This window comes from Saccharothrix sp. NRRL B-16314 (genome assembly GCF_000716595.1).
In the GTDB taxonomy this organism is placed as follows: domain Bacteria; phylum Actinomycetota; class Actinomycetes; order Mycobacteriales; family Pseudonocardiaceae; genus Actinosynnema.
Window position 1 is genome coordinate 106,455 of record NZ_JNXC01000017.1, and the last position, 22,503, is coordinate 128,957.

At 72.3% G+C, this 22,503-nt stretch carries 21 protein-coding genes; 5 read left to right on the forward strand and 16 right to left on the reverse strand.

Features of this window, described 5'->3' with window-relative positions; genetic code table 11:
• Positions 1-133: 133 nt before the first annotated feature.
• Positions 134-3,550: a BTAD domain-containing putative transcriptional regulator gene (locus tag OQ02_RS23180; RefSeq protein ID WP_063747135.1), complete on the forward strand. Its 3,417-nt coding sequence runs from the start codon at positions 134-136 to the stop codon at positions 3,548-3,550.
• Positions 3,547-6,951 (forward strand): BTAD domain-containing putative transcriptional regulator, encoded by a 3,405-nt coding sequence (locus OQ02_RS46750; protein ID WP_033440635.1) that lies wholly within the window; start codon positions 3,547-3,549, stop codon positions 6,949-6,951. Before OQ02_RS23180 ends, OQ02_RS46750 begins: the two co-directional genes overlap by 4 nt.
• A gap of 806 nt (positions 6,952-7,757) precedes the next feature.
• Here the strand turns inward: OQ02_RS46750 and OQ02_RS23195 are convergent.
• The 4 genes from OQ02_RS23195 to OQ02_RS41945 all read right to left on the reverse strand — a co-directional run bounded on the left by OQ02_RS23195 (position 7,758) and on the right by OQ02_RS41945 (position 10,581).
• Complete coding sequence (locus OQ02_RS23195; RefSeq protein WP_033440637.1) at positions 7,758-7,958, reverse strand: hypothetical protein; 201 nt, start codon at positions 7,956-7,958, stop codon at positions 7,758-7,760.
• A 1-nt stretch (position 7,959) separates the two neighbouring features.
• On the reverse strand, positions 7,960-8,580 hold the full coding sequence (locus OQ02_RS23200) for a helix-turn-helix transcriptional regulator (protein WP_033440638.1): 621 nt from the start codon (positions 8,578-8,580) through the stop codon (positions 7,960-7,962).
• A gap of 139 nt (positions 8,581-8,719) precedes the next feature.
• Positions 8,720-9,811 (reverse strand): NAD-dependent epimerase/dehydratase family protein, encoded by a 1,092-nt coding sequence (locus OQ02_RS23205; RefSeq protein WP_033440639.1) that lies wholly within the window; start codon positions 9,809-9,811, stop codon positions 8,720-8,722.
• A gap of 38 nt (positions 9,812-9,849) precedes the next feature.
• Complete coding sequence (locus OQ02_RS41945) at positions 9,850-10,581, reverse strand: zinc ribbon domain-containing protein (protein ID WP_033440640.1); 732 nt, start codon at positions 10,579-10,581, stop codon at positions 9,850-9,852.
• 72 nt (positions 10,582-10,653) lie between these two features.
• Here OQ02_RS41945 and OQ02_RS47200 point away from each other — a divergent pair, with 72 nt between their 5' ends.
• Entirely contained in the window at positions 10,654-10,866 is a 213-nt protein-coding gene (locus tag OQ02_RS47200; protein WP_156077242.1) for a pentapeptide repeat-containing protein, read from the forward strand.
• A gap of 139 nt (positions 10,867-11,005) precedes the next feature.
• Here the strand turns inward: OQ02_RS47200 and OQ02_RS23215 are convergent, their stop codons facing one another.
• The 8 genes from OQ02_RS23215 to OQ02_RS23250 are packed head-to-tail and all read right to left on the reverse strand — an operon-like array spanning position 11,006 to position 17,429.
• Positions 11,006-11,548 carry a phage tail protein gene (locus tag OQ02_RS23215; protein WP_033440641.1) on the reverse strand — a complete coding sequence of 181 codons (543 nt, stop codon included), beginning with the start codon at positions 11,546-11,548 and terminating at the stop codon, positions 11,006-11,008.
• Positions 11,545-13,473 (reverse strand): putative baseplate assembly protein, encoded by a 1,929-nt coding sequence (locus tag OQ02_RS23220; protein WP_033440642.1) that lies wholly within the window; start codon positions 13,471-13,473, stop codon positions 11,545-11,547. The genes OQ02_RS23215 and OQ02_RS23220 overlap by 4 nt, the downstream gene beginning before the upstream one ends.
• Positions 13,473-13,880 (reverse strand): GPW/gp25 family protein, encoded by a 408-nt coding sequence (locus tag OQ02_RS23225; protein ID WP_156077237.1) that lies wholly within the window; start codon positions 13,878-13,880, stop codon positions 13,473-13,475. The genes OQ02_RS23220 and OQ02_RS23225 overlap by 1 nt, the downstream gene beginning before the upstream one ends.
• Complete coding sequence (locus OQ02_RS23230) at positions 13,880-14,185, reverse strand: PAAR domain-containing protein (protein ID WP_033440644.1); 306 nt, start codon at positions 14,183-14,185, stop codon at positions 13,880-13,882. Before OQ02_RS23230 ends, OQ02_RS23225 begins: the two co-directional genes overlap by 1 nt.
• A gap of 22 nt (positions 14,186-14,207) precedes the next feature.
• Positions 14,208-15,932: a VgrG-related protein gene (locus OQ02_RS23235; protein ID WP_033440645.1), complete on the reverse strand. Its 1,725-nt coding sequence runs from the start codon at positions 15,930-15,932 to the stop codon at positions 14,208-14,210.
• The gene (locus tag OQ02_RS23240) at positions 15,929-16,636 is read right to left on the reverse strand and encodes a CIS tube protein (RefSeq protein WP_033440646.1); all 708 of its coding nucleotides are present in this window, start codon (positions 16,634-16,636) and stop codon (positions 15,929-15,931) included. Before OQ02_RS23240 ends, OQ02_RS23235 begins: the two co-directional genes overlap by 4 nt.
• 13 nt (positions 16,637-16,649) lie before the next feature.
• On the reverse strand, positions 16,650-17,075 hold the full coding sequence (locus tag OQ02_RS23245) for a phage tail protein (RefSeq protein WP_033440647.1): 426 nt from the start codon (positions 17,073-17,075) through the stop codon (positions 16,650-16,652).
• Between the two features lie 27 nt (positions 17,076-17,102).
• Positions 17,103-17,429, reverse strand: a complete 327-nt coding sequence (locus OQ02_RS23250; protein WP_051772697.1) for a hypothetical protein — start codon at positions 17,427-17,429, stop codon at positions 17,103-17,105.
• Positions 17,430-17,583: 154 nt separating this feature from the next.
• Here OQ02_RS23250 and OQ02_RS43970 point away from each other — a divergent pair, with 154 nt between their 5' ends.
• A complete protein-coding gene (locus tag OQ02_RS43970; protein WP_156077238.1) occupies positions 17,584-18,018 on the forward strand; it encodes a hypothetical protein in 435 nt (144 codons plus the stop codon).
• Between the two features lie 104 nt (positions 18,019-18,122).
• Positions 18,123-18,329, forward strand: coding sequence for a hypothetical protein (locus tag OQ02_RS23255; RefSeq protein ID WP_033440648.1), 207 nt, complete (start codon positions 18,123-18,125; stop codon positions 18,327-18,329).
• Positions 18,330-19,746: 1,417 nt separating this feature from the next.
• On the opposite strand, the gene OQ02_RS44940 is transcribed toward OQ02_RS23255, so the two are convergent.
• The 4 genes from OQ02_RS44940 to OQ02_RS23270 are packed head-to-tail and all read right to left on the reverse strand — an operon-like array spanning position 19,747 to position 22,374.
• Positions 19,747-19,905, reverse strand: a complete 159-nt coding sequence (locus tag OQ02_RS44940) for a DUF6760 family protein (protein ID WP_181320139.1) — start codon at positions 19,903-19,905, stop codon at positions 19,747-19,749.
• Entirely contained in the window at positions 19,902-20,381 is a 480-nt protein-coding gene (locus tag OQ02_RS23260; RefSeq protein WP_033440649.1) for a hypothetical protein, read from the reverse strand. The genes OQ02_RS44940 and OQ02_RS23260 overlap by 4 nt, the downstream gene beginning before the upstream one ends.
• A complete protein-coding gene (locus OQ02_RS23265) occupies positions 20,381-20,824 on the reverse strand; it encodes a phage tail protein (RefSeq protein WP_033440650.1) in 444 nt (147 codons plus the stop codon). The genes OQ02_RS23260 and OQ02_RS23265 overlap by 1 nt, the downstream gene beginning before the upstream one ends.
• A 32-nt stretch (positions 20,825-20,856) precedes the next feature.
• Positions 20,857-22,374 carry a phage tail sheath family protein gene (locus OQ02_RS23270; protein ID WP_033440651.1) on the reverse strand — a complete coding sequence of 506 codons (1,518 nt, stop codon included), beginning with the start codon at positions 22,372-22,374 and terminating at the stop codon, positions 20,857-20,859.
• Positions 22,375-22,503: the final 129 nt, after the last annotated feature.

A 22,503-nucleotide genomic window follows, 5' to 3' on the forward strand; every position in this document is an offset into this window, starting at 1 on the left:
CTCTTATTTCGATGTCGCCGGTCGAATGCGCGGTGGAGGCCATTCCCCGTACGCTGGAATGCGTCTCGCTTGGCTCGAATCCACGAACAATCGCCCGAATGGCCTCGCATTCCAGGCGCGGTGGGCGGAAACGGTGACGAGCACCACTGTCCCCGTCACCGTGGAACTGCTGGGACCGGTCCGGGCGTGGCGCGGCGGGGTGGAGGTCGACCTCGGCACCGCCCGGCGGCGCGCGGTGTTCGCGTTGCTCGCACTCCGGGCCGGCCAGGCCGTTTCCAAGGACGAGCTGATCGACGGCGTCTGGGGCGACTCGCCTCCCGCGACGGCCGGCGCCGGCCTCCACACGTACGTCTCCGGGCTGCGCCGCGCGCTGGAACCGGGACGGGCCAAGCGGTCTACCGGGGTCGTCCTCACCTCGGCGGGGTCCGGGTACTGCCTGCGCGTGCCGGTGGACGGCGTGGACGTGCACCGGTTCGAACGCCACCGGGAGCGGGCCCGTGAGTTGGGCGACCGCGAACCGGCGCTGGCGCTGGCCGAGCTGGACCAGGCACACGCGTTGTGGCGGGGTGAGGCGCTGTCCGGCGTGCCCGGACCGTTCGCCGAGTCGCAGCGGTCGCGGTTGCGCGAGCTGCGGCTGGCCACCGCGGAACGCCGGGCCGAGTTGGCGCTGGTCGTCGGGCGGTACGGCGACGTGATCGCGGACCTCGCGGCGCTGACCCGGGAGCACCCCGTGCGGGAAGGCCTGCGCGCGTTGCTGATGACGGCGTTGCAGCGGGCCGGGCGGCAGGCCGAGGCGTTGGAGGTCTACCACGACGCGCGGCGGGTGCTCGTGGAGGAACTGGGGATCGAACCCGGCGCCGCGTTGCGGCAGGCGCACCGGATCGTGTTGGAGGACAAGGCCGACGACGTGCCGGCCCCCCGCCGGGTCGGTGCCTCGCCGACCGTGCGGCCTGCCCTGTTCGTCGGGCGGGACGAGGAGGCGGACGTGCTGCGCGCCGCCTTGACGGGCCTCGAGGCCGGGCGGGGCGGCGCGGTCTGGGTCGAAGGCGAACCGGGCATCGGCAAGTCCGCCCTGCTGGCCACCGGGCTGGCGCGGGCGGTGGAGGCCGGGTGCAGGGTGGCGTGGGCCGCCGGGGACGAGTTCGGGCCGCGCACCCCGTTGCGGGTGCTGCTCGACGGCCTCGACGTCACCGAGTCGTCCGCCGATCCGCGCCGCGCGGCGTTGGCGCAGGAGTTACGCGGCCCGGCCGACTCATCCGGTGACCCGGTGCCGATGGCGATCGAGCGGCTGCTGGGGCTGGTGGGCGAGCTGTGCGCCGAAGCGCCGCTGATCATCGTGGTGGACGACGTGCAGTGGGTGGACGAGGCCGGCGTCCTGCTGTGGCACCGCCTCCTGCGGGTCGTGCACCAGTGGCCCCTGCTGCTGGTCGCCGCGGGGAGGCCAGTGCCGCGACGTGCCGACGTGGAGCAGGTGCGCCGGACGGTCGTCGGCTCCGGCGGCCGGGTCCTCGAACTGCGCCCGTTGTCGGAGGAGTCGGTCACCGCGATGCTGACCGGGCTCGTGGGCGCGCCCCCCGGTCGGAGCCTGCGGGCGCTCGTCGGCCTCGCCACCGGCAATCCGCTGTACACCAAGGACCTGGTCGACGTGATGCTGCGCGAGGACGCGATCCACGTGGTCGACGGCCTGGCCGAGGCGGCACCGTGCGCCGATCACGAGATACCCCGCGCCCTCGTGTCGGTGATGAACCGCAGGCTCGGCTTCCTGTCCCCGGCGACCACGGACGTGCTGCGGTCCGCGGCGCTGCTGGGCGACGAGTTCGCCCTCGGGGACGCCGCGACCGCGCTGGGCCGCACGTCGTCGGACCTCGTCGCCGCCGTGGAGGAGGCGACGGCCGCCGGTGTGCTGGACGACGCCGGCCCGAAGCTGGCGTTCCGCCACCCGCTGATCCGCCAGGCGCTCTACCTCTCCGTGCCCGCCGGGGTCCGGGCCGCGCTGCACCGCCAGGCCGCCGGAGCGCTCGCCGCCGCCGGTGCGCCCGTGGAACTCGTCCTCGCACAGCTGGCCGCGGCGCCCGGCGCGGTGGACGAGTGGGCCGCCGACTGGCTCGTCGAGCACGCGGCGGCACTCGTGCGCCGGGCACCGGACCCGGCCGTCGGACTGCTCCGCGCGGTCCTCGCCGAGTCCACAGTGGACGCCGAACACCGTGAGCGGATGGCCGCGCTGCTGGCCCGCTTGATGTTCTGGCTCGGCCGTCCGCCCCAGGCGGCGGCGCGGTACGTGCTGGCCCGCACCAGGGACCAGGGCCGGGCGGCCGGGATGCGCTGGATCCTCGCCTACACCAGGTACCGGGACGGACAGGTGACGGAGGCGGTGGAGGCGTTGCGCGCGGCGGTGGAGGACGACGTGACACCGCCGTTGTGGCGGGCCCGGCTGGAGGCGCTGCTCGCCGTGGTGCAGCGGGACGGGCTCAACGACATCGTTGCCGCCGACGCGACCGCCCGACGCGCGTTGCTGCGCGCCGAGGACCTGCACGACGACTTCGCCGCCGCCCACGCGCTGCAAGGGCTGTGGCAGGTCAGCACGGTCCGGCGGGATCACGTCGAGGCGTTGGAGCGCGTCGACCGCGCGCTGGACCTGGCCGTGGACGGTCCGGACTTCAGCACGCTGCGGCTCGGGTTGCTCGACAACAAGGCGTTCACGCTGCAAAGCCTGGACCGGCTGGACGAAGCCGAGGACGTGCTGCGCGCGGCGCGCGGACTCGCCCGGTCCGGCGGGATCGGCCCGCACATCACCACGGCCGTGCAGGACTACTGGCGGGGCAGGTGGAACCGGGCGTCGTCCGAGGCCGACGTCCTGCGTGACGACCCGAGCAGCACCGCCTACGGGCTGCGCGAACGCGGACCGGTGCTGCTCGTGCGCGGTGTGGCGGCGCTGATCGCCGCGCGCCGTGGCCGGACGCGACTCGCGGAGGAACACCTCCGCGCAGCCGCAGAACAGCCCTCCACCGTGCCCGCCGACCGGGAGAACAGCGACTTCCTCATGATCGCGCGTGCGGTGCTGGCCGAACAGGCAGGACGTCCCGACGAGGCTCTCGCCGCCCTGGAACCCCTGTTGACACCGATCCCCGGGCACATGGTGCTGCGACACCAGTGGCTGCCCGACGTGGCGCGACTGGCCCTCCGGACCGGACGACCCGACGTGGCCGAGCGGGCACTGGCCGGGTGCGTCGAGGAAGCCGCGGCGGAACGCATCCCCGGCCGCGCGTCCGCCGCCGAGGCCCGTTGCCGCGGGCTGGTGCAGGGCGACCCGGAGCCGGTCCTCGCCGCGGTGGCGCGGTACCGGGCGGTGGGACGGCCGGTGGAGTTGGCGGAGGCGTTGGAGGACGCGGCGGTGCTGCTGGTAGCGCGGGGAGACCGCGCCGGCGGTGACACGGCGTTCCGCGAGGCGTTGGCGGGGTACGGCGGCTTGGGCGCGGTGCACGACGTGCAGCGGGCCCAGGACCGGATGCGTGGTCCCGAGGGTTCGGACGAGAGGTGGATCGCGGGATGACGGGCGCGTTGCGGGTCGAGCTCCTGGGCACGGTGCGTGCCTGGTCGGGCGAGCGGGAGGTCGCCCTGGGCTCGTCGAGGCCGCGTGCGCTGTTCGCGATGCTGGCGTTGCGCTCCGGCGGCGTCGGGCGGGACGAGCTGGTCGCGGGCGTGTGGGGAACCGACGCGCCCCCGACCGCCGAGGGCAGCGTCCACACGTACGTCTCCACGCTGCGCAAGGCGCTGGAACCGGACCGGCCGCGCGGCACCGCCTCACGACTGCTGGTGTCGGCGGGCTCCGGGTATCGGCTGCTGGTGGACGGCGGCCTGGACGTGGCGAGGTTCGAGTCGTTGCGCGACCAGGCCCGGCGGCTGCTCGCGGACGGTGACCCGGAGGCGGCCCGGCGTTCGCTGGACGAGGCGTTGGAGCTGTGGCGGGGCGAGGCGCTGGCCGGGTTGACCGGCCCGTTCGCCGACGCCCAGCGGCGCAGGCTCGGCGAAGCCCGCACCACCGCGCGGGAACTCCGGGCCGAGGCGGCGCTCGCGTCCGGCGCGCACGCGGAGGTGGTGGCCGAACTGGCGGCCCTCGTCGCGGAGGAGCCGCTGCGGGAACGGGCGCGTGAGCTGCTGATGCTGGCGTTGCACCGGTCCGGGCGCAGCGCCGAGGCGCTGGAGGTCTTCCGGGACGCGCGCCGGGTGCTGGTGGCGGAACTGGAAGTCGAGCCGGGACAGCGGCTGCGCGCGGCCCACGAGCACATCCTGAGCGGCACTGATCCGGAGCCGGTGAAGCGACCGGTGTCCTTCGTGGAGCCCGCGAGCACGTTCGACGCGGACCTGGTCGGGCGGGACGTGGAGCTGGCGGCGGTCCGGCGGCTCGTCGACGACGTCACCACGGGCACAGGTCGGCTGCTGTGGGTCGAGGGTGAGATGGGCATCGGCAAGTCGGCGCTGGTGGCGGCCGTGCTGGCCCAAGCCGCCCGCGCCGGGCACCAGATCGCCCACGCGGTGGCGGACGAGCTGGGCAGCCGGTTCCCGCTGCGGCTCGCCCTGGACTGCCTGGGCGTCGACGCGCACTCGCCCGAACCCCGGCGTGCGGCGACGGCGCGGGCGTTGCGGCAGGAGCGGCCGGCCGGGTCGATCTTCGCCGACTCCGACCCGGTGTTCGGCGCGGTCGACCGGCTGGTGGCGTTGGTGGAGCAGCTGTGCGCGGACGGGCCGCTGGTGTTCGCGCTGGACGACCTCCAGTGGTCGGACGAGACCAGCACGCAGGTGTGGCACCGGCTGACGACCGTGGCACGTCGGCTGCCGTTGCTGCTGGTCGGGGCGGCACGACCGGTGCCGTACCGGGCCGAGGTCGCCCGGCTGCGCAGGGACGTGGAATCCGGTGGGGGCGCGGTGCTCGACCTCGCGCCGTTGGCCGACACCGAGGTGGCGGGACTGGTCGGACGTCTGGTCGGCGCGTCACCCGGACCCGGGCTCCGTCGGATCGCCGCGCGTGCCGGAGGCAATCCGCTGTACGTGCGGGAGGTCGCCGACGCGTTGGTGCGCGAACGGGTGGTGGAGGTCGACACCGGGGTGGCCGACGTCGCCGTGCACGCGCTGGACCGGGTGCCGGTGTCGCTGGTGTCCGCGGTGACCGGGCGGCTCGACTTCCTGTCCGACCCGACCCGCGAGGTGCTGCGGTGGTCCGCCCTGCTCGGCGGCGAGTTCGTGGTGGGCGATCTGTCGGTGGTGCTGGGGACGCCCGTGTTCGACCTGGCCGTGCGGTTGGAGGAGGCCATCGCGGCGGGCGTGCTGCGCGACGCGGGTCCGCGGATGGCGTTCCGGCACCCGCTCATCCGGCAGGCCCTGTACGAGGGGACGCCCGCCTCTTTGCGGACGGCGCTGCACCAGCAGGCGGCTCAGGCGTTGGCGGCGTCCGGCGCGCCCGTGGACCACGTGGCGGAGCAGCTGCTGGCGGCGGCCGGTGAGGTCGGTGCGTGGGTGGTGGACTGGCTGGTCGAACGGGCGCCCGCGCTGGTCTACCGGGCGCCGTTGGTGGCGGTGGAGTTGTTGCAGCGGTGCCTGCGGTCGTCCGTGGCGAGGGACGAGCGTGACGCGACGTTGATGGCGCACCTGAGCAGTGCGCTGTTCCGGATCGGGCGGGACGCGGAAGCCGAGGAGCACGCGCGCCGTGCGTTGCCGCGGTTGCGTTCGCCGGACTTGATCGCGGAGGTGAGGTGGACGCTCGCGTACATGCCTTATCGGGGTGCGCGGGCGGAGGAGGCGGTGGCGGCGTCACGGGAGGCGTTGGCCGATCCGGTGCTGTCGGACATGTGGCGGGCGCGGCTGTTGTCGTTGCTGGCCCTGGTGCAGCGGGCGGGGATCGGGGAGCTGGACGACGCCGAGGTGAGTGCGCGGGCGGCGATCGAGGCGGGGGAGCGGGCCGCGGACCCGTTCGCCATCGGTCAGGCGCTGGAAGTGCTGTGGCAGGTGGAGGCGGTGCGCCGCGACTACCCGCGTGCCGTTGCTTACCTCGATCAGGCGCTGGACGTGGTGGGGACGGATGTGAGCCTCACGGACCTGCGGCTGTTGCTGCTGGACAACCGGATCTTCACGCTGCAGTGCCTGGACCGGTTGGACGAGGCGACTTCGAGCCTGCGTGCGGCGTTCGAGCTGGCGGGACGTGGGACGCCGGTGGCGGGGCTGCACCTGGCTGCCGCGGTGCACCAGTTCTGGCTGGGCGGGTGGGACGAGGCGGTGGCCGGGCTGGAGGCCGTGGTCGGTGATCCGGAGTTCACCGGCTTCGGGCTGCGGGAGGGCGGCCCGGTGCTGCTGCAGGGCGTGGCCGCGCTGATCGCGGCGCACCGGGACGACGGGGTCGCGCTCGCCGCCCACCTGGAAACCGGCCTCACGCTGCCGCTGGTGACGGAGGCGTACCGGGAGAACTGCGATTTCCTGGTGGCGGCGCAGGCGATGGCGGCGGCGCGGGAGGGTGATCACGCGGGGGCGGTGGCGGTGCTGGGCACGATCCTCGACACCCGGTACGCGGACATGATGCTGCGGCACCAGTGGCTGCCGGAGCTGGTGCGGCAGGCGTTGGCGTGCGGTGACGTCGCCACGGCTTGGTCGGCGGTGGAGGCGTGCGAGGCGGAGGCTGCTCGGGAGACGAAGGAGGCCCGTGCGTCGGCTGCGGCGCGGCGGTGCCGGAGCGTGCTGGCGGCGGACCCGGAGGGCTTGGCCCCGGTGGTCGGGCACTACCGGGCGGTCGGGCGGACGTTCGAGCTGGCGCAGACGCTGGAGGACCAGGCCGTGCTGTTGGCGCGACGTGGGCAGGCAACGGAAGCCAAGGGCGTCGTAGGCGAGGCAATCACCCTCTACCGAGGCTTCGGCGCCCTCTGGGACGTCCGCCGCGCCGCTGCGCGGGTCGCGGAACCAGGCTGATCGCCCGCCGGTGTCTGTCGCGCGGGTGTCCGTCGCGCGGGTCACGGTGGGGCGGTAAGCCGGCGACCGACTCGAGCTGTGCGTGTCGCGGGTGCGGACTGAGCGCTTGTCGGCGTCATGCTGGTGAAGGCGTCGGGCGTGCGACCACCCCAAGCCGCACGGGTGGCCCCCAAGCCGCGCGGGTGGCAGAGCCGAGCACCCGCCGGTCTGGTGAGCGTGGTGATGGCCGTCCCTGGACCGACCCGAGCCGTGCGCGTCGCGGGTGCGGACTGGGGTCCTGCCGGTGTCGTGCGTGGCGTGCGGGTCGTGCAGTCGAGCTGGCGATCGATCCGAGCCGCGCGGGTGGTGGGAGCGGGCGGCTGGGGAGTTCGGTCCGGTTCGGGGTCCGGTTCGGGTTGGGTGTGTGGTTCGTTCCGGGTTCGGTGGGTGGTGCATTCCAGCGCTGTGGGATGGGGATGGTCGGGGGGCCGTGGTGCCGTACCTTCTTCTTTCTGGCAACACATTCGGCGTTTCCATTCATCCCCGGTGCTGGCGCCACTTTCGGGTGATCTCAGTGGTGCGGTGCCGGACGGTCGGCGGTGCCGGACGGTCGGTGGTGCCCAAGGGTCGGTGGTGCCCAAGGGGCGGTGGTGCCGGACGGTCGGTGGTGTTGAAGGTCGGTGGCGGCCGATGGTCGGTGGTGGCCGATGGCCGATGGCCGATGGCCGATGGCCGGTGGCCGGTGGCCCGGTGACCGGTGTCGGTGGTCGGTGGCCCCGTGACTGGCGACCAGTGTCGGTGGTCGGTGGCTCGGTGCCGGCGAGCGGTCAGGGGTGGGGTGGTTGGTCGTCGTCGTGCGCGGGGGCGTTGATCACTCCGTCGGCGGACATCACCCACGGTGCCTCGGCGCGGGCCCGGCGGGCCGGGTGTGGCGTCCGGTCCTTGGCGCGGAGACCCCGCAGCGCCAGGTCCACCACGTGGCGCAGCGCCGCACCGTCCTTCCTGACCGCCACCTCGGGCTTGCTCATCTCAAATCATCCCCTTCCGGAGGGCGTAGGCCACCGCGTGCGGCCGGTTGCGCAGGTTGAGCCGGGTCGTGATCCCGTAGAACACGTTCTTGATGGTCCGCTCCGAGTACGACAACCGGCCCGCGATCTCCGCCGTGTCCAACCCGTCCGCCATCAACCGCAGCACGTCCGCCTCCCGAGCGGACAGCCGGTCGGGGCCGCCCTCCGGTGACAGCACCTGCTGCTGCAACCGCTGCACGTGCCGCAGCAGTTCCGCCACCATGTTCGGCGGCATCACGCCACCACCCGCCGCCGCCGACAGGACACTGCGCAGCACCAGCTGGTCGGTCACCGTGGCGCGCGGCAGGATCGCGACGATCCGGCACTCCACCGCCGTCAGCACGTCCGCCTCGCCGACCTCGTCGACGATCAGCACCACCGGCGCACCCACGTGCGCGGCGGCCCGCCGCAGCCGCGACACGACCTCGGCGGTCAGCCGGTTGACCGCCACCACCACGACGTCGGGCTTCTCGTGCTGCGCGTTCTCCAACACCCGCACGTCGGACCTCGACCCGAAGTACGCGATCAGACCCGTCATGCTCAGGTGATCGGCCGCCTGGACGACGACCCGGACTTTCTCCACCGCTGCCTCCCACGGTCTCGGTTTGCAACACCGAGTCTGTGATCTGCGGCTTCACGCGGTCTCAAAGGCGTCTACAAGGATTCTTCACGCCCGCCGGCCGCCGTGAAGAATCATGGAGAAGGGCCGGCGCACACCGAACTCAACACCGGGGACCGCTGCCGGTCAAGGGGTTGGCCGGCACGTCCGCCCACCGCGCGTGCACCGACAGCAGGATGTCCGCCAGACCGTGCACCGGCTGCCAGCCCGGGTAGTCGCGCCGGAACTTGCGGGTGTCGGTGATCCACCACCGCACGTCGGCGAACCGCTGCTCGGGCGTGTACTCGAACGGCACCTCGCCGCCGGTCAGGTACTCGTACTGCGCGATCAGCTCCAGAATCGACGCGCTCCGCTCCCGCCCACCACCCGCGTGGTAGACCTCGCCGGGCCTCGGGTCCAGGTAGAAGTGCCAGAACATCTCCACCAGGTCCCGCGCGTCGAGCACGTCGCGCACCTGCTTGCCGCCGTGCCCGATCACCGGGAACGTCGCACCGCGCACGGCGGAGCGCACCAGGTGCGACAGGAACCCGTCCTGCTCCACGCCCGCGTGCCACGCGCCGGTCACGCTGCCGCACCGGAACACGCCGACCCGCAGCCCGGACCCGCTCGCGTACGACCGCGCGGCGAGGTCGGCGGCCAGCTTCGACACCCCGAAGAACGTCCGGTTCGCGCCGTCCCCGCGGATCGACTCGTCGACGCCGTGCTCGTGGTACGGGTGCGAGGGCTCGATCTCCCACCTGGTCGACGTCTCCACCAACGGCAGGGAGTCGGCCGCGTCGCCGTGCACCTTCCTGGTGGACGTCAGCACGACGACCGCGTCCGGGCAGTGCGCCCGGACCGTCTCCAGCAGGTTCATCGTGCCGACGGCGTTGACGTTCAGGTCAACCAACGGCTGCTTGGCGGCCCAGTTGTCGCTGGGCTGCCCGGCCGTGTGAACGACCAGCTTGACGTCCGTGCCGTACTCGCCGAACACGCTGGTGAGCGCGTCGAGGTCACGCACGTCCGCCCGGTAATGCAGGTAGTTCGGGATGCGCTCGACGTCCGCCAGGCTGTCCGCGACCGAACCGGCCACGCCGAAGAAGTTCCGCCGCATCCCGTTGTCCACCCCCACGACGAGGTCGAACCTCGCCGCGAACGCCCGCACCGCCTCACCACCCACCAGGCCCGCCGAGCCGGTGACGACTACCACGTCCATGTACCGCTCCTGTTCAGTCCGCAATGGACACTCAAGGGTCAGGGCCGGCGGAAGAACTCCACCTCGCCCAACGCGATGTGCCGTCCCGGCGCCAGCCCGGCGGCGGCGCGCACGACCAGCCGGATCCGCACCACTCCGCTCACGGCGGTGTCGACGCGTTGTGGCCCGACCCGGTCGGCGAGGGGCACCGGGATGGTGCGGTTGACGCCGTCAACCGACGTCACCACCATGTCCAGCGACGTCACCCGGGCCTGCCCCAGGAACGCCTTCTCCTCCACCCCGGCGCCCGTGTGCACCACCACCGACAGCAGCCGGAACGGGTTGGTGAAACCGAACTCCGCGGTGTCGCCCACGGCGGTCGCACCCCAGTACCGGTTCGACAGGCCGTCCACGGCGGCGGCGGCCGGGTGGCCGGGGACCTCGGCGGTGGCGGTGCTGCTGGCCGGGCCGACGGCGACCGGGGTGGACGTCTTGTCGCGGATGTCCTCGATCAGCGCCAAAGCGTTGGGGTAGAAGAGGATCGCGGCCACCAGCAGCATCGCGCACGCCACCACCGCGGCCAGTCGGCGCAACCACCGTGACCGGTCGCCGTGCCACCGCCACCGACGCCGGGTCTGCGCGCGCTCCTTGCTCACATCGGAGGAGATCAACGGCGTGGCGCAGCGGCGGCAGAAGCGGCGTCCGGGCGGGTTCGCGACGCCGCACGCCGGGCACGGTGGCCCGATGACCACCTCGTCGTCCCCCGCGCTGGGCAGCGGCCGTCGTGCCACCGGACGACCGGGCGGCACCGGTCCCGACCGCTTCTCGGGCTCCGGCTCGGCAGGCCCCGGGAGGTCGAACCCCTGGAGGTCAAACCCAGGGATGCCAGGTTCCGGGATGCCGAACTCCGAGATGCCGAACTCCGGGGTGCCGAACTCCGGGGCGCCGAACTCTGGGGTGCCGAACTCTGGGGTGCCGAACCCCGGCTCGGCGGGCTCCGGGATGCCAGGCTCCCAGGTGCGAGGCTCTCGGGTGCCAGGCGCTGCGGTGCGCGGCTCTGCGATGCCAGGCTTTGAGGTGCGAGGCGCTGCGGTGCCGGGCTTTGAGGTGCCAGGCTTTGGAGTGGTGGCAGCCCAGCCCAAATAGGTTCCGCAGTTGCCGCAGAAGTCGTCGGCGTCCCGCATGGGCGAGCCGCACTGCGTGCACAGGCGCATGTCAGTCCCCGTCCACCACTTCGACGGTGCAGGTGACGTGCAGCGGGCACGCCGCGTCGACCAGCGCCACCACCCGCTCCCGGTCGACCACCCCGGACCGGCCCGGCCGCACCCGCACCACGACGACGTCCCGCCGTTCGGGCAGGGCGGTGTCCGGTCGGGTGGACCACGTCGCGCCGGGGCCGTCCACCACCTCGGCGCGCACCCCCAAGCACAGCTCCAGGCGTGCGACGAGTCCGGCAGCGGTGCCGCGCAGACGGTGCAGCTCGACGGCTCGGCGCACCGCTTCACGTCGCAGCGGCTCCGGCCACGACGGGTCCGCGTCCGCAGCCACCCAGGACGACAACCACGTCACGAAGTCCTCGGGGGCGAGGTCGGCGTCGAAGTACTCGGGCAGGTTGTCCAGGGTCGACAGGATCGCGGACAGCACGGCGTCCAGTCCCGACGTGAACCGCTGGGCGAAGTCGTCCGCCGCGTACAGCGCGGGCAGCATCCGGCCCAGCGGATACCTGCTGGGCAGCTCGGGGAGCGCGACGCGGCTCATGACACCACGACCTGGTGCTGGTAGGAGAACACCAGCGCGTTCGGCGCCACCTCGACCCGGTCGACCGGTGCGCCGCGCGCCCCCGTGATCGGGTTGGCCGGGAAGAGCCGGATCTCCTCTACCAGCCGCACACCGGCGACACCTTGCAGCACCGCGAAGACCTCGCCGAACTGAACCGGCCGGCCGAACTCCCACCCCGTCCCGTCCGTGCCGCCGCGCAGGGGGTTGAGGTAGCGGTAGAGGGCGTCCAGCGCTTCTTCACGCACCCGGTTGCCCTCCGCTTCCGGCGCCGCCACCCGTGCGACGACCGTGATGCCCTGGTAGCGGGGCGGTTCGACGACGAGCCGCGTCCCGAGCAGCCGCCGTTCGTCCAGCCTCCGGGCCACCGCCGACACCACGTCCTCGGTCGGCACCAACTGCTCGAACCGCAGCCGGTCACCCTGGTCCGCGACGGCGTCAGGCACCACCAGCACCCTCGCCGAGCCCGGCCCGTCGGGCAGGCACCGCACCCTGGCCAACGACGGCGCGGCCAGCCTGGCGATGTGCTCGTGGTCCTCGGCGGTCACCGCCCGCTCCTGAACCCGCAGCTGGTGGGGTGCGCGCACCTTCGCCTCGGCCACGGTCTCGCCGTCGACACCACCGCGTGCCGCCTCCCGGTTCTCCACCGCCGACACGTACGGCACGGAACTGCGCAGCACGGAGATCGCGCCGCGCGCCACGTTGCCCGAACGCCCACCACCCGTGCGGTAACGGGGCACCTGCACCACAGAGCCCTTCGGCGGCACCGCGCCGTAGCGGCGCAGCGACCCGTCCGCTTCACGGACCGCCGGCGGGAACTGGAACTCGCCCCGGATGGCGTCCAGCACCACGTGCCGGTCGTCCGGACCCGACGCGCCGAAGTGCTCCACGACGGTCCAGTCCTGCCAGCCGTCGCCCGCCGAGACCCGCACCACCAGGGGATCGCCGTCCAGCAGCACGGGGGAGCGCGGCACGGTGAACCGCTGCCCCGGCACGCCCGCCGTCTCGCCCAGCGGCACGTCCGCCACGGTTTCCGCGTGCTCCGCGGCCGTGGTGCCGCCGATGGTGAACGCCTCGGCCTCCCGGATGGTCGGTGAGTTGGCGTAGAACGGCTGTTCGCGCGCCGGCTCGGTGACCCGGCAGCGCAGCCAGCCCGCGCGGTGACCCGCGACCACCGACTCGGTGTGCCCGGCGGGCACGTGCAGCACCACCTCACCGGGCCGGTTCAGGCCGCCGGTGCTGTCCTCGTCCACCTCGCACGGCAGCCAGTCCTGCCCGGTCCACGCCTCCCACACCAGCGGCGGCTGCCGGGGGTCGACGCCGATGCCCTCGACCCGGCTGTCCAGCCGCAGCACCACGACGCAGCGCGGCACCGCCGCGGACAGGCCGAACAACGTCGCGTCACCGACCGCGGGCGTGGCCTGGAAGCACCGCACGTCCTGGTTCGCCTCCAGGTCTTTGGTGCGGTCGGAGTGCTCGCCCGACGCGGCCCTCGTCACCAGCCGCACCACCGAACACGGCACCACGGCCAGCTCGTCCGTGGTGGCGAACACGACCGCCTCCGAGTCCTCCGAGCGCTCCGTGGACACCTCGGTGCCGACCGGCAGCACGACGGCCTGCGGCTGCGGCGCGGACAGCCAGAACGTGACGTCGGCGCGTGCCGCGGTCGGCGGGAACAGGGTGACGCCGAGCAGGTCGAGGAACGCCAGGTGGTTGCGCTCGGGTACCCGGTTGAGCCGGTAGACGAGCTGGTCGACCATCTGCGCGAACGTCTCGATGAGCGTGACGCCGGGGTCGGACACGTTGTGGTCCGTCCACTCCGGACAGCTCTGCTGGACGTACCGCTTGGCCTCGTCCACGAGCTGCTGGAAGCGCCGGTCGTCCAGGTTGGGTGCGGGCAGCCCCATCACTCCGCGCTCCCTTCGTCGGGGATGGTGTAGAAGGGGAAGACCAGGTTGCGCTGGTCGTTGGTCGACCGGATCGTGTAGCGGACGTCGATGTAGAGCGTCCCGGCCTCGACCGCGTCGAACGCGACGACCACGTCGTCGACCTCGATCCGCGGCTCCCACCGGTCCAGCGCGGCGCGCACCTCGCGGGCGATGTGGCCGGCCGTGGCGCCGTCCGCCGACGCGAACACGTGCTCGTGGATGCCGCAGCCGAACTCGGGGCGCATCGGCCGTTCGCCCGGCGCGGTGCCCAGGACGAGCCGGATGGCCTCGGTGATCTCCTGCTCGCGCTCGACCATCCCGATCCCGCCGGTGGGTCCGGTGCGCAGCGGGAACCCCCAGCCGCGCCCGATGAAGCTCTCGCTCATCATCTGCCTCCGATGTGGACGGTGAGCGCGCCGGTGAGGATGTCCGCCTTGCAGGTGGTGCTGTCGCCGACCCGTGCCGCGACCACCCCGCCGATGAGCACCTGGCCGCCGATGCGGGGCTTGACGATGTTCAACGGCCCCATGACGGCGTCCTTCGGCACGATGCACACGTGCAGGCTCCCGCCGACGGCGGCGGGTTTGCCCTCGATCAGGACCGTGGTCACCTTGGCGGCGACGGCGGGCGGCGGTGTGCCGATGGCGCCGCCGTGCGTCGTCTTGTCGCCCATCCGGGCAGCGGGGGGCATCAGGTCTCCCTCGTCACGTGCGTCAGTTGATCTCGACCATGGGCGCCTTGAGCGCGGCGTGGGTGCCGCCCTCGACGGACACCGTCCTGCCCTTCAGCACCAGGTCGCCGAGCCCGGCGTCGACGGTGATCCCCTTGGCGTCCAGGGAGATCGAGCCGAGGACGCGGCGACCCCGCGGTGTGCTCACCCTGATGTCGATGCTCCCGGTCTTCTCGTCCAACGTGATGTCCAGCCGCTTGTCGCCGGTCTGCAGCCGGACGCCGGCGGTGGTGAGGCCGTCCAGCAGTTCGAGCCGGTTGCCCTTGCGGGACACCAACGACCGCCGGTTCACCCGGCCGCTCGTGGGGTCGATCAGGGGCAGGTCGTGCGGTGACGGCTGGTCGATGCCGTTGTAGAGCCCGCCGAGCACGTACGGGCGGTCGAGGCTGCCCTGCTCGAAGCCGACCAGCACCTCGTCGTTGACCTCGGGGCTGAACACCCCGCCGCCGCCCACACCGCCCCACTGCACGGTGCGAACCCAGTCGGTGACGTAGTTGTCGTCCAGCCAGGGGAACTTCAGCCGCACCCAGCCCCGCTGGTCCCGGCCGACCTCCTTGACGTCGGTGACGATCCCGGTGGCCAGACCCGGCATGCGCGGCGAGCGGGCGGGTCCGTTGCCGCCCAGGGCCAGCCCCGCCAGCGACCGGTCGGGCGAACTGCTCACCGTGACGATGCTGCGGTAGCCGGTCTCGGGCTCCAGCACGTGCCGCACGGACGAGGGGGTGTAGCGACCGCTGAACGCAGGCCCCGCGTCGGCCAACGCGATCGGCACGCCGGCGCGCAACTGGGGGTGGCCCTTGGCGACCGCCTCGATCTCGGCGTACCCGGCGCTGACCGACTCGGCGAGCGACCGGGCAGCGGTGTCGGCCTCGGCCTGCGTGCTGTACGGCGTGTCCGCCACCAGCATGGTGGTCCGCTTGCCGGCGACGGACTCCCCGAAGCCGGGCAGAATCGTCCTGCTCCGGTTGGCCGGCTCGACCGCGACGAACGCCTTCTTGGTGGCCACGTCCCAGGCGCGGACCTCGACCTTCTCGACCTGGTCGGAGCTGGTCAGCGAGGCGCGCAGGGCCAGCAGGTCGCCGTGGCGGAGCACCAGCGGGCTGTCGTCGGTGCGGGGGTCGGGCGCACTGGACGCGGGCTTGGGCTTGAGCAGCTCCAGCGTGCCCTTGTCGTCCACCTGGACGGTCACGCCGTGCTCGCGGGCGAGTTGCTGGAGGAACTCCCAGTCCGACACCCCCGCCTGGCTGATCTGCGTGTACCGGACAGGGGAGAGCTCGACGCGGCCCACGGTGAGGCCGGCGTTGCGGGCGACCTGGCGCACCACCGTGGCGGCGGGGACGTTGCGGAACGCCTCCACCCGGCGGCCCCGGAACAGCCGGTGCGCCTTGCTCATGGCGCGGATGACGGTGAACGAGCCGGTCGAGTCGCCGTCCGCCTCCAGGCCGGTGACCTCGCCGCCGAACAGCTGCACCTGCGCCTTGCTCTCGACCGTCACCACGGACACCGTCACCGGCATGCCGATCTTGATGCCGCTGTCGGCGAGCAGCTCGTGGTTGCCGTCCCGGTAGGTCAGGACCGCGAGGTCCGGCAGGCCGACGTTCTCGTCGACCACGCAGCTGACCAGCCTCTTCGCCCACGTGGGCGACAGCGAACCGGCGGTCACGATCGGGTCGGCGGCGAACGACCGGAACGACTTGCGGTTGGTCATCGGGCCTCCTCCATCGCGGGCACCAGCAGTTCGACCCCCGGCACGAGCAGTATCGGGTCGTCGATGTCGTTCGCCTCGGCGATGACGCGCCAGGCGGTGGCGTCGCCGTACTCGCGCCAAGCCAGCTGCGGGAGGCTGTCGCCGGCCACGACGCGGTGCGTGCGGCGGGCTTCGCGCGACCCGGACGTCGGGTTCTGGCCGGGGGTGTCGGCGCCGGCCTCCTCGATCGACAGCGCGCACCTCGCCCGCAGCGGCCGACCGTCGACGTCGAACAGCGAGTAGTCCACCGACAGGTTCGACAGCACGCCGTCGAACGACGTGGTCTTCGAGGTGCCCCACTCGAAGCGGACCCACGGGCTCGCGGGCTTCTTCGTCGCCAGGCTCTTCTTGGTGGGCACGCAAGCCTTGAGCAGCTGCTCCACGCGGGTCTCGACCGAGTTGTCGTGCGTGGCGGTGGCGTCGAGGAACACGTCGACCGACAGGTTCCGCGGGCCGCTGCCGACGAACTCGGGCATCGACGTCTCGTCCGCCGTGCGGGAGGGGTTGCGGCGCCACTCGGTGTTCTTGCTCAGCGCCAACGTGCTCGGGTTGAACTGGAACTTCACCGTGGCCAGCCGGGCGCCCGGTTTCGCGCCGGCCTTCGCGGGTGGCTCCATGATGACGAGCTGGGCGCGGGTGAGGCTCGCCCCGGGTTTGCGTGCCATGTCATCCCTCCTCTCAGGACGCGTCGATGCCTTCGTGGGCGAATTCGAGGGTTTCCGTGGCGGCCTGGGAGGTCGACGGGTCGAAGGACGGGCCCTGCCAGCGGACCGGGACGATGCCCTGGACCTGCCAGCTGGCGATCGTGCTGCCGTCCGGGGTGAGGGCGACGATCTCGCCGTCCTTGCGCTCGACCTTCTCGATGACGTCGTTGAGCCACTTGACGACTTTCGCGGTGTCCGAGGTGACCGGCCGCGTCATCGTGATGTTGGACCAGGTGATGCGGGAGGGGAGCTGCCAGCTGAAGCCGTTGTTGCCGCCCTCGGCGAACTGCTCGACCTCCATCTGCGCGCCCATGCCGTCACAGGTGTGGAACGCGCCGAGGTCGTTGCCCGCTATGGAGAGCCGGAAGAAGACGCTGGTGGCGAAGAGGGTGTCGGACATCAGGATCTCCAGTTTCGGTGTGCCGGGTCAGCGGCGGCGGTCGTGCAGGTTGCCGCCGCGCTCGCGACCGTGGCGCAGTTCGGCGCGCAGGAGCCGGCCGACGGGGTCGAGCAGGCGGCGGGCGAGGTCTTCGAGGTCGGAGCGTTCCAGGCGCTGTGGTGTGGACTGGTTGGCTGAGGCGTGCTGGCCTGCGGTCTTGTCGGCCGGGTTCTTGTCCGGGTTCTTGTCCGGGTTTTCGTCGACAGCGTTGTCGGCCAGGGTGTGGTTCGGTGACCGTTGGACGGTGACCGACCGGGTGACCGGGGTCGCGGGCTTCGCTCCGGCCGGCTGGACCGGCTTCGGCGGGGCCACCACGACGGGTGGGTAGGCCGGTTTGACGGGCTGGTCGGCGGTGGACCCTGGGAGGTCGGTTGGTGGGGTTGGCCGAACCACGGCGCGATGGGTGCTGTTCGTCGGTGTGGCGCTGCGCTGGACGTTCCTGGACGGTGTCGCGACGTGCTGAACGTGAGTGGCATCGGTGGCGGCTCGCTGCACGCTGGTCACTGGTGTCGCCGGTGTCGCCGGTGTCGCAGTTGTCGCAGTGCGCTGGCCGCCGGTCGCAGTCGTCGCAGCACGCTGGACGCTGGTCGCAGTCGTCGCAGCACGCTCGACGGTGGTCGCCGGTGTCGCGGCGCGCTGGCTGCCGGTCGCGGTGCGTTGGACGCTGGTTACCGGTGTCACGGTGCGCTGCGTGCTGGTCGCAGGTGCCGCGGCACGCTGCACGCCGGTCGCCGGTGTCGCGCTGCGCCGGATTCCGGCTTCTGGTGTCGCGGGGTGCTGGATGCTGCTCGCCGGCGTCGTGGCGCGCTGGACGTCGCCCGATGTCGTGGCGTGCGGCGGCCCAGCCGTGGGGAGCACCGGGTCCGGATGCGTACGCGCACCCCTCTTGGCAACCGCGCGTTGAACGTCCGGCCCGGTGCTCCCATCACCCGAAGGACGGCGCGCTGCCGAGCCCTGCCGGGAGGGGGACGTCCACCGGAGCGGGACCGCCTTGGGCAGGTTCGCCGTGTGCGGAGGCAGGTCCGGGGGCGTGGGGGAGACCAGTGGCCGTGCCGGGAGCAGAGGCGCGACCGCGACGTGGCCGTGCCCGACGTCGCCGCCCTGAACAGCGTGACCCTCAGCAGAGCGGCCCTCAACAGAGCGGCCCTCAAGAGGGCGGCGCTGCACGGTCGGGCGGTCGAGCCGGACAACGGGCAGCCGTGCCTGCCCCAGTGACCGTGGCACCCCCGAAGACTGACCACTAGCGGGCAGGTGGTGTCGCTCGCCCGGACGGTGGCGCGGGTGGCCGGCAGGCGTCTCCGCACGCGTAGTGGCAGTCGACCGGCCGACTGTCGGTGATCCGATCACCGAGTTCGATGCCTCCGATCGCTGCACGACCGCACCGGCCGGGATCTGCGCCAGCGGCTCGCCGAGGACCGGTCCACGCGGACCTGGCCTGTTCTGAGCGTTGAATTCGGGTGTTCTGAACGTAGGACTCACGGGGGTTGAGTGTTCGACTTGCGGGGTTGAGTGGCGCTGGACCATCGCGGTGGGTGGGATCTGTGCCAGCGGTTCGCCCAGGACTGGTCCTGTTCTGGGCTTCCGCTGCACCGGTGACGGGCCGGGCGTTGGGCCGGGTTTTGGGCCGAGTGGCGGGCGTTTGCGACTCGGCATGGTTACGGGAGCGGTGGGTTCGCCAGTCGGTTCGCCGGGGGTCGGTTGGTTTGGGGTGGATGGTGGCGTGGTGGTCTGGCGTTGTACTGGCGTCGAGCCAGGTAGTGGTGTGGGGGCGGTTGTCTGGCGTTGTGCGGGAGCGGGGGGCGACGGCCTGCCGACTAGAGGTGTCGGTTCGGGTGAGCTGGGTGGCGTGGCCGGTGGGGATGCCGAGTGCCGTCCTGCCACCGGGGGTGCCGAGTGCGGTCCTGCCGGCGGAGGTGGTCCGACCAGCGGGTTCGGTTCGGTGGGCGGGGTTGGTCCGAGCAGTTCGGTCCGTGAGGTGGGTGGGGTGGTGGTGGCCGGCCGGGGGTGCGGTGCGGGTGAAGGGGAGGTTTGGCGTTGCACTGTCGGGGTGTTGGCGGGGCTGAGGGCTGGAATCGGGCGTAGGGGGGTCACTTCCCGGCGTGCTGCGGTCAGCGGCGTGCCGAGTGGGCGCAAGGGGACCGGGGTAGCGGGTGACCGCTGCACGGTGGATGGCTTCGGTGTGACCGGGGACGACAGCACTGGGTGCGCGTGAGCCGGGGTCGAGGGAGACGGAGTGGCGGCGGAATGTTCCGTGTCCGAGGCCACCGCGTGGGAAGTGACGGCGGTGGGTCGGAGGGCGACTGTGAGCCGGTCGTTCCCCGTGTACTCGCCGGGCTCGCCGGTGTGCCGCGCCACCCCGTGCATCACACCGGCCGGAGCGCCCGGCAAGACCGCGTGACCCAGTTCCCCGCCCGACCTGTGGTCCTGCCACGACGCCAGCCCGCCGCGGAACCTCAGGCCGTCGCCCACCGCGATCCCCGCACGCTGGATCACGCCGTCCATCGGCCGGGTCGCACGCCAGCCACCGTCCGAAGAGGCCCGTTGCGCCGGTGCGACGGCGGCGGCGGGGGTAGCGGCGACAGCAGCAGCGGCGGCCGGCTTGCGGCGGAACCTGTCCCAGAAGCCCATCGGGTCACCCCCCTTCGTTCACCCTCGTGTTGATGCGTGCGATCTCGCGGACCCAACGCCGGCGCTCGTGGTGCTCCAGGTCGAGGATCTGCTCTCGTTGCCAGTGGAAGTGGTAGGCCACGTACGCGACCTCCTCGTGCAGCCGGTCGGCCGCGTACGTCACGATTCCCCCAGGCGACCACCGGCCAGGTCGACCTCGAACCCACTCCCGCACGACGGGCACGTCACCCCGGCCCGCGTGTGCCCCTCGCTGTTGATCCGCCGGTAGAAGTCCTGGAGGAACGCGATGTCCGTGGCGTACATCCGCTCCACCACGCCCACGTTCACCTCCTCCACCGCACCCAGCTCGGTGATCACCATGCTGAGCAGCAGCACGCTGAGGTAGCCCGGGTTCTCCTTCACCCGCAGGTCGATCTGCGGTCGCAGCTCGTCCCGGGCCGTCGCCAGCCGCATCCGCCCGTGCCGGTGCACGACGCCCTCCGCGTCCACGTACCCGCGCGGCAGCTCGAAGTCGAACTCCGTGCGCAGCGCGGGCTCCCGCTCCACGAACGACGACTTCCCCGCACCGGCCTCGACTGCCTCGACCGGATCGGCGGCCAGTTCGTCCAGCGAGTCGAGCCCGATCACCCGTCGCCTCATCAGTCCTCCAGGGTGATGTCCTCGAAGGTGATGGTCACCTTCTCGATCGCGGCACTGGACTCGCCCGCCTTCAGCGACGGGCCCTCCCACTTGCTGACCCACCCGTTGACCAGGTTCAGCCGGCGTTCGGTCTCGCCCTTGCTGTTCATGATCTCGATGGTGATGTTCTGGCGCGCCGTCTCGACGTCACCCTTGTTCACCGTCTCCTTCAGCCACTTGGTGAACTCCTTGCTCTTGTCCATCCCCCGGGTGACCGTGATCTCGCCGCCCTTGCGGGCACCGGGCTGCTTGCGCAGCAACGGCTTGCCCTGCGGGGTCACCTGCGAGATCTCGACCACGTCCTCCTCGATGGTCACCCCGCTGACCTCCTGCAGGGACTCGACCATGTAGGCGCCGAGCTGGAGGCCGAAGATGTGGGTGGAGAGAGCGTCGCCGTCTGCCATGACTGGTGCTGCCTTTCCTTGTGGGACGCGGATTACTCGCTGACGAGGCTGGTGTTGTCGGAGAACTGGGCCAGGCGGAAGACCACGAACTCGGCGGGCTTCACCGGCGCCACGCCGATCTCGCACACGACCTGGCCGAGGTCGATGGACTCCGGCGGGTTGTTGTCCCGGTCGCACTTGACGTAGAACGCCTCGGCCGGGGTGCGGCCGAACAGCGCGCCCTGACGCCACTGCTCGGTGAGGAACGCGGTGATGTTGCGCCTGATCCCGGCCCACAGCCGGTCGTCGTTCGGCTCGAACACGACCCACTGGGTGCCCAGGAGGATCGATTCCTCCAGGAAGTTGAACAGCCGCCGCACGTTCAGGTAGCGCCACGCCGGGTCGGACGACAGCGTCCGCGCGCCCCAGATCCGGATGCCGCGACCCGGGAACGTGCGCACGCAGTTCACGCCGACCGGGTTCAGCAGGTCCTGCTCGCTCTTGCTGAGCGTGATCTCCAGGTCCACCGCGCCGCGGATGACCTCGTTGGCCGGCGCCTTGTGCACACCCCGTTCGGCGTCGCTGCGCGCCCACACACCGGCGACGTGACCGGACGGCGGCACGAGCGTGTTGCGCCCGCCGGCCGGGTCGAAAACCTTGATCCACGGGTAGTAAAGGGTGGCGTAGCGAGAGTCGTGATTAGCCTCCTGCATCCGCCACTTGTGCACCCGCTGCGGGGTGAGTCCGGGCGGGGCGTCCAGCACTGCGACCCGGTCGCCCATCTGCTCGCAGTGCGAGATGACGGCCGCCTGCACCGTCTGCACGCCCTCCAGGTCGATCAGGCCGCGCTGGTAGGCGCTCATCAGGTCCGGCACCGCGACCATGGTGACCTCGTCGATGTTCTCCAGGCCGCCGAACCCGGTCCGCGCCTCGGAATCGCCGACGTACTCCTGCGCGTCGAGCTTCACGGGCTTGGCGGCCTTCGGGGACGGCACCGCCACCGATTGCTTGTCCGGTCGCGCGAGCGCGGTGCCGGTCGCCTCGGTGACCTCGATCAGCTTCGAGCGCTCGGCGACCTGCGTCACCACGTAGTTCTTGATGTTCTTCCGGGTCGACACGTCGAACGTCTCGACCACCTTGTCGCCCTGGCGGACCAGCAGCTTGAACCGGTCGTCCGGCGGGTTCTCGCCGTCGGCGTCCGCGACCTCAACGGAGAGGTCCGGGCCGGCCGAGGGCAGGGCGGAGATCCGCAGACCGCCCAGCGCCACGGGCTGCGCGGTCGCGGGCTTGGTGTCCGCGTCACTCGCCGAGCCGCCGATCCGCACCACGTAGGCCGAGCCGCCGCCGTTGGCGAAGTAGCCGTAGACGGCGTGCGGGAGGTAGGCGTCCTCGGTGAACCCGCCGAAGTCGCGCACGTACTGGTTCCAGTTGGCGACCAGGGTCGGCTCGTGGAAGGGGCCCTGTTCGGCGAAGCCGACGAAGGCCGCCACCGCGGTGCCGACTCCCTCGATCGGGCGCGCACCGGTCTGGACCTCCTCCACGTACACGCCGGGCGAGAGGTACTGCGGCATGGTCGCTCCTTCTCTGCTCTTCCGCTCTGGCCACACAAGCCTCTCGCCCGCGCGCTCGCGGCGGCAGGACCGGCGGACCCCGGTAGGGGGCATTCCCCCTGCCCGAACAGGCAATCGGGCCCTTCGGGC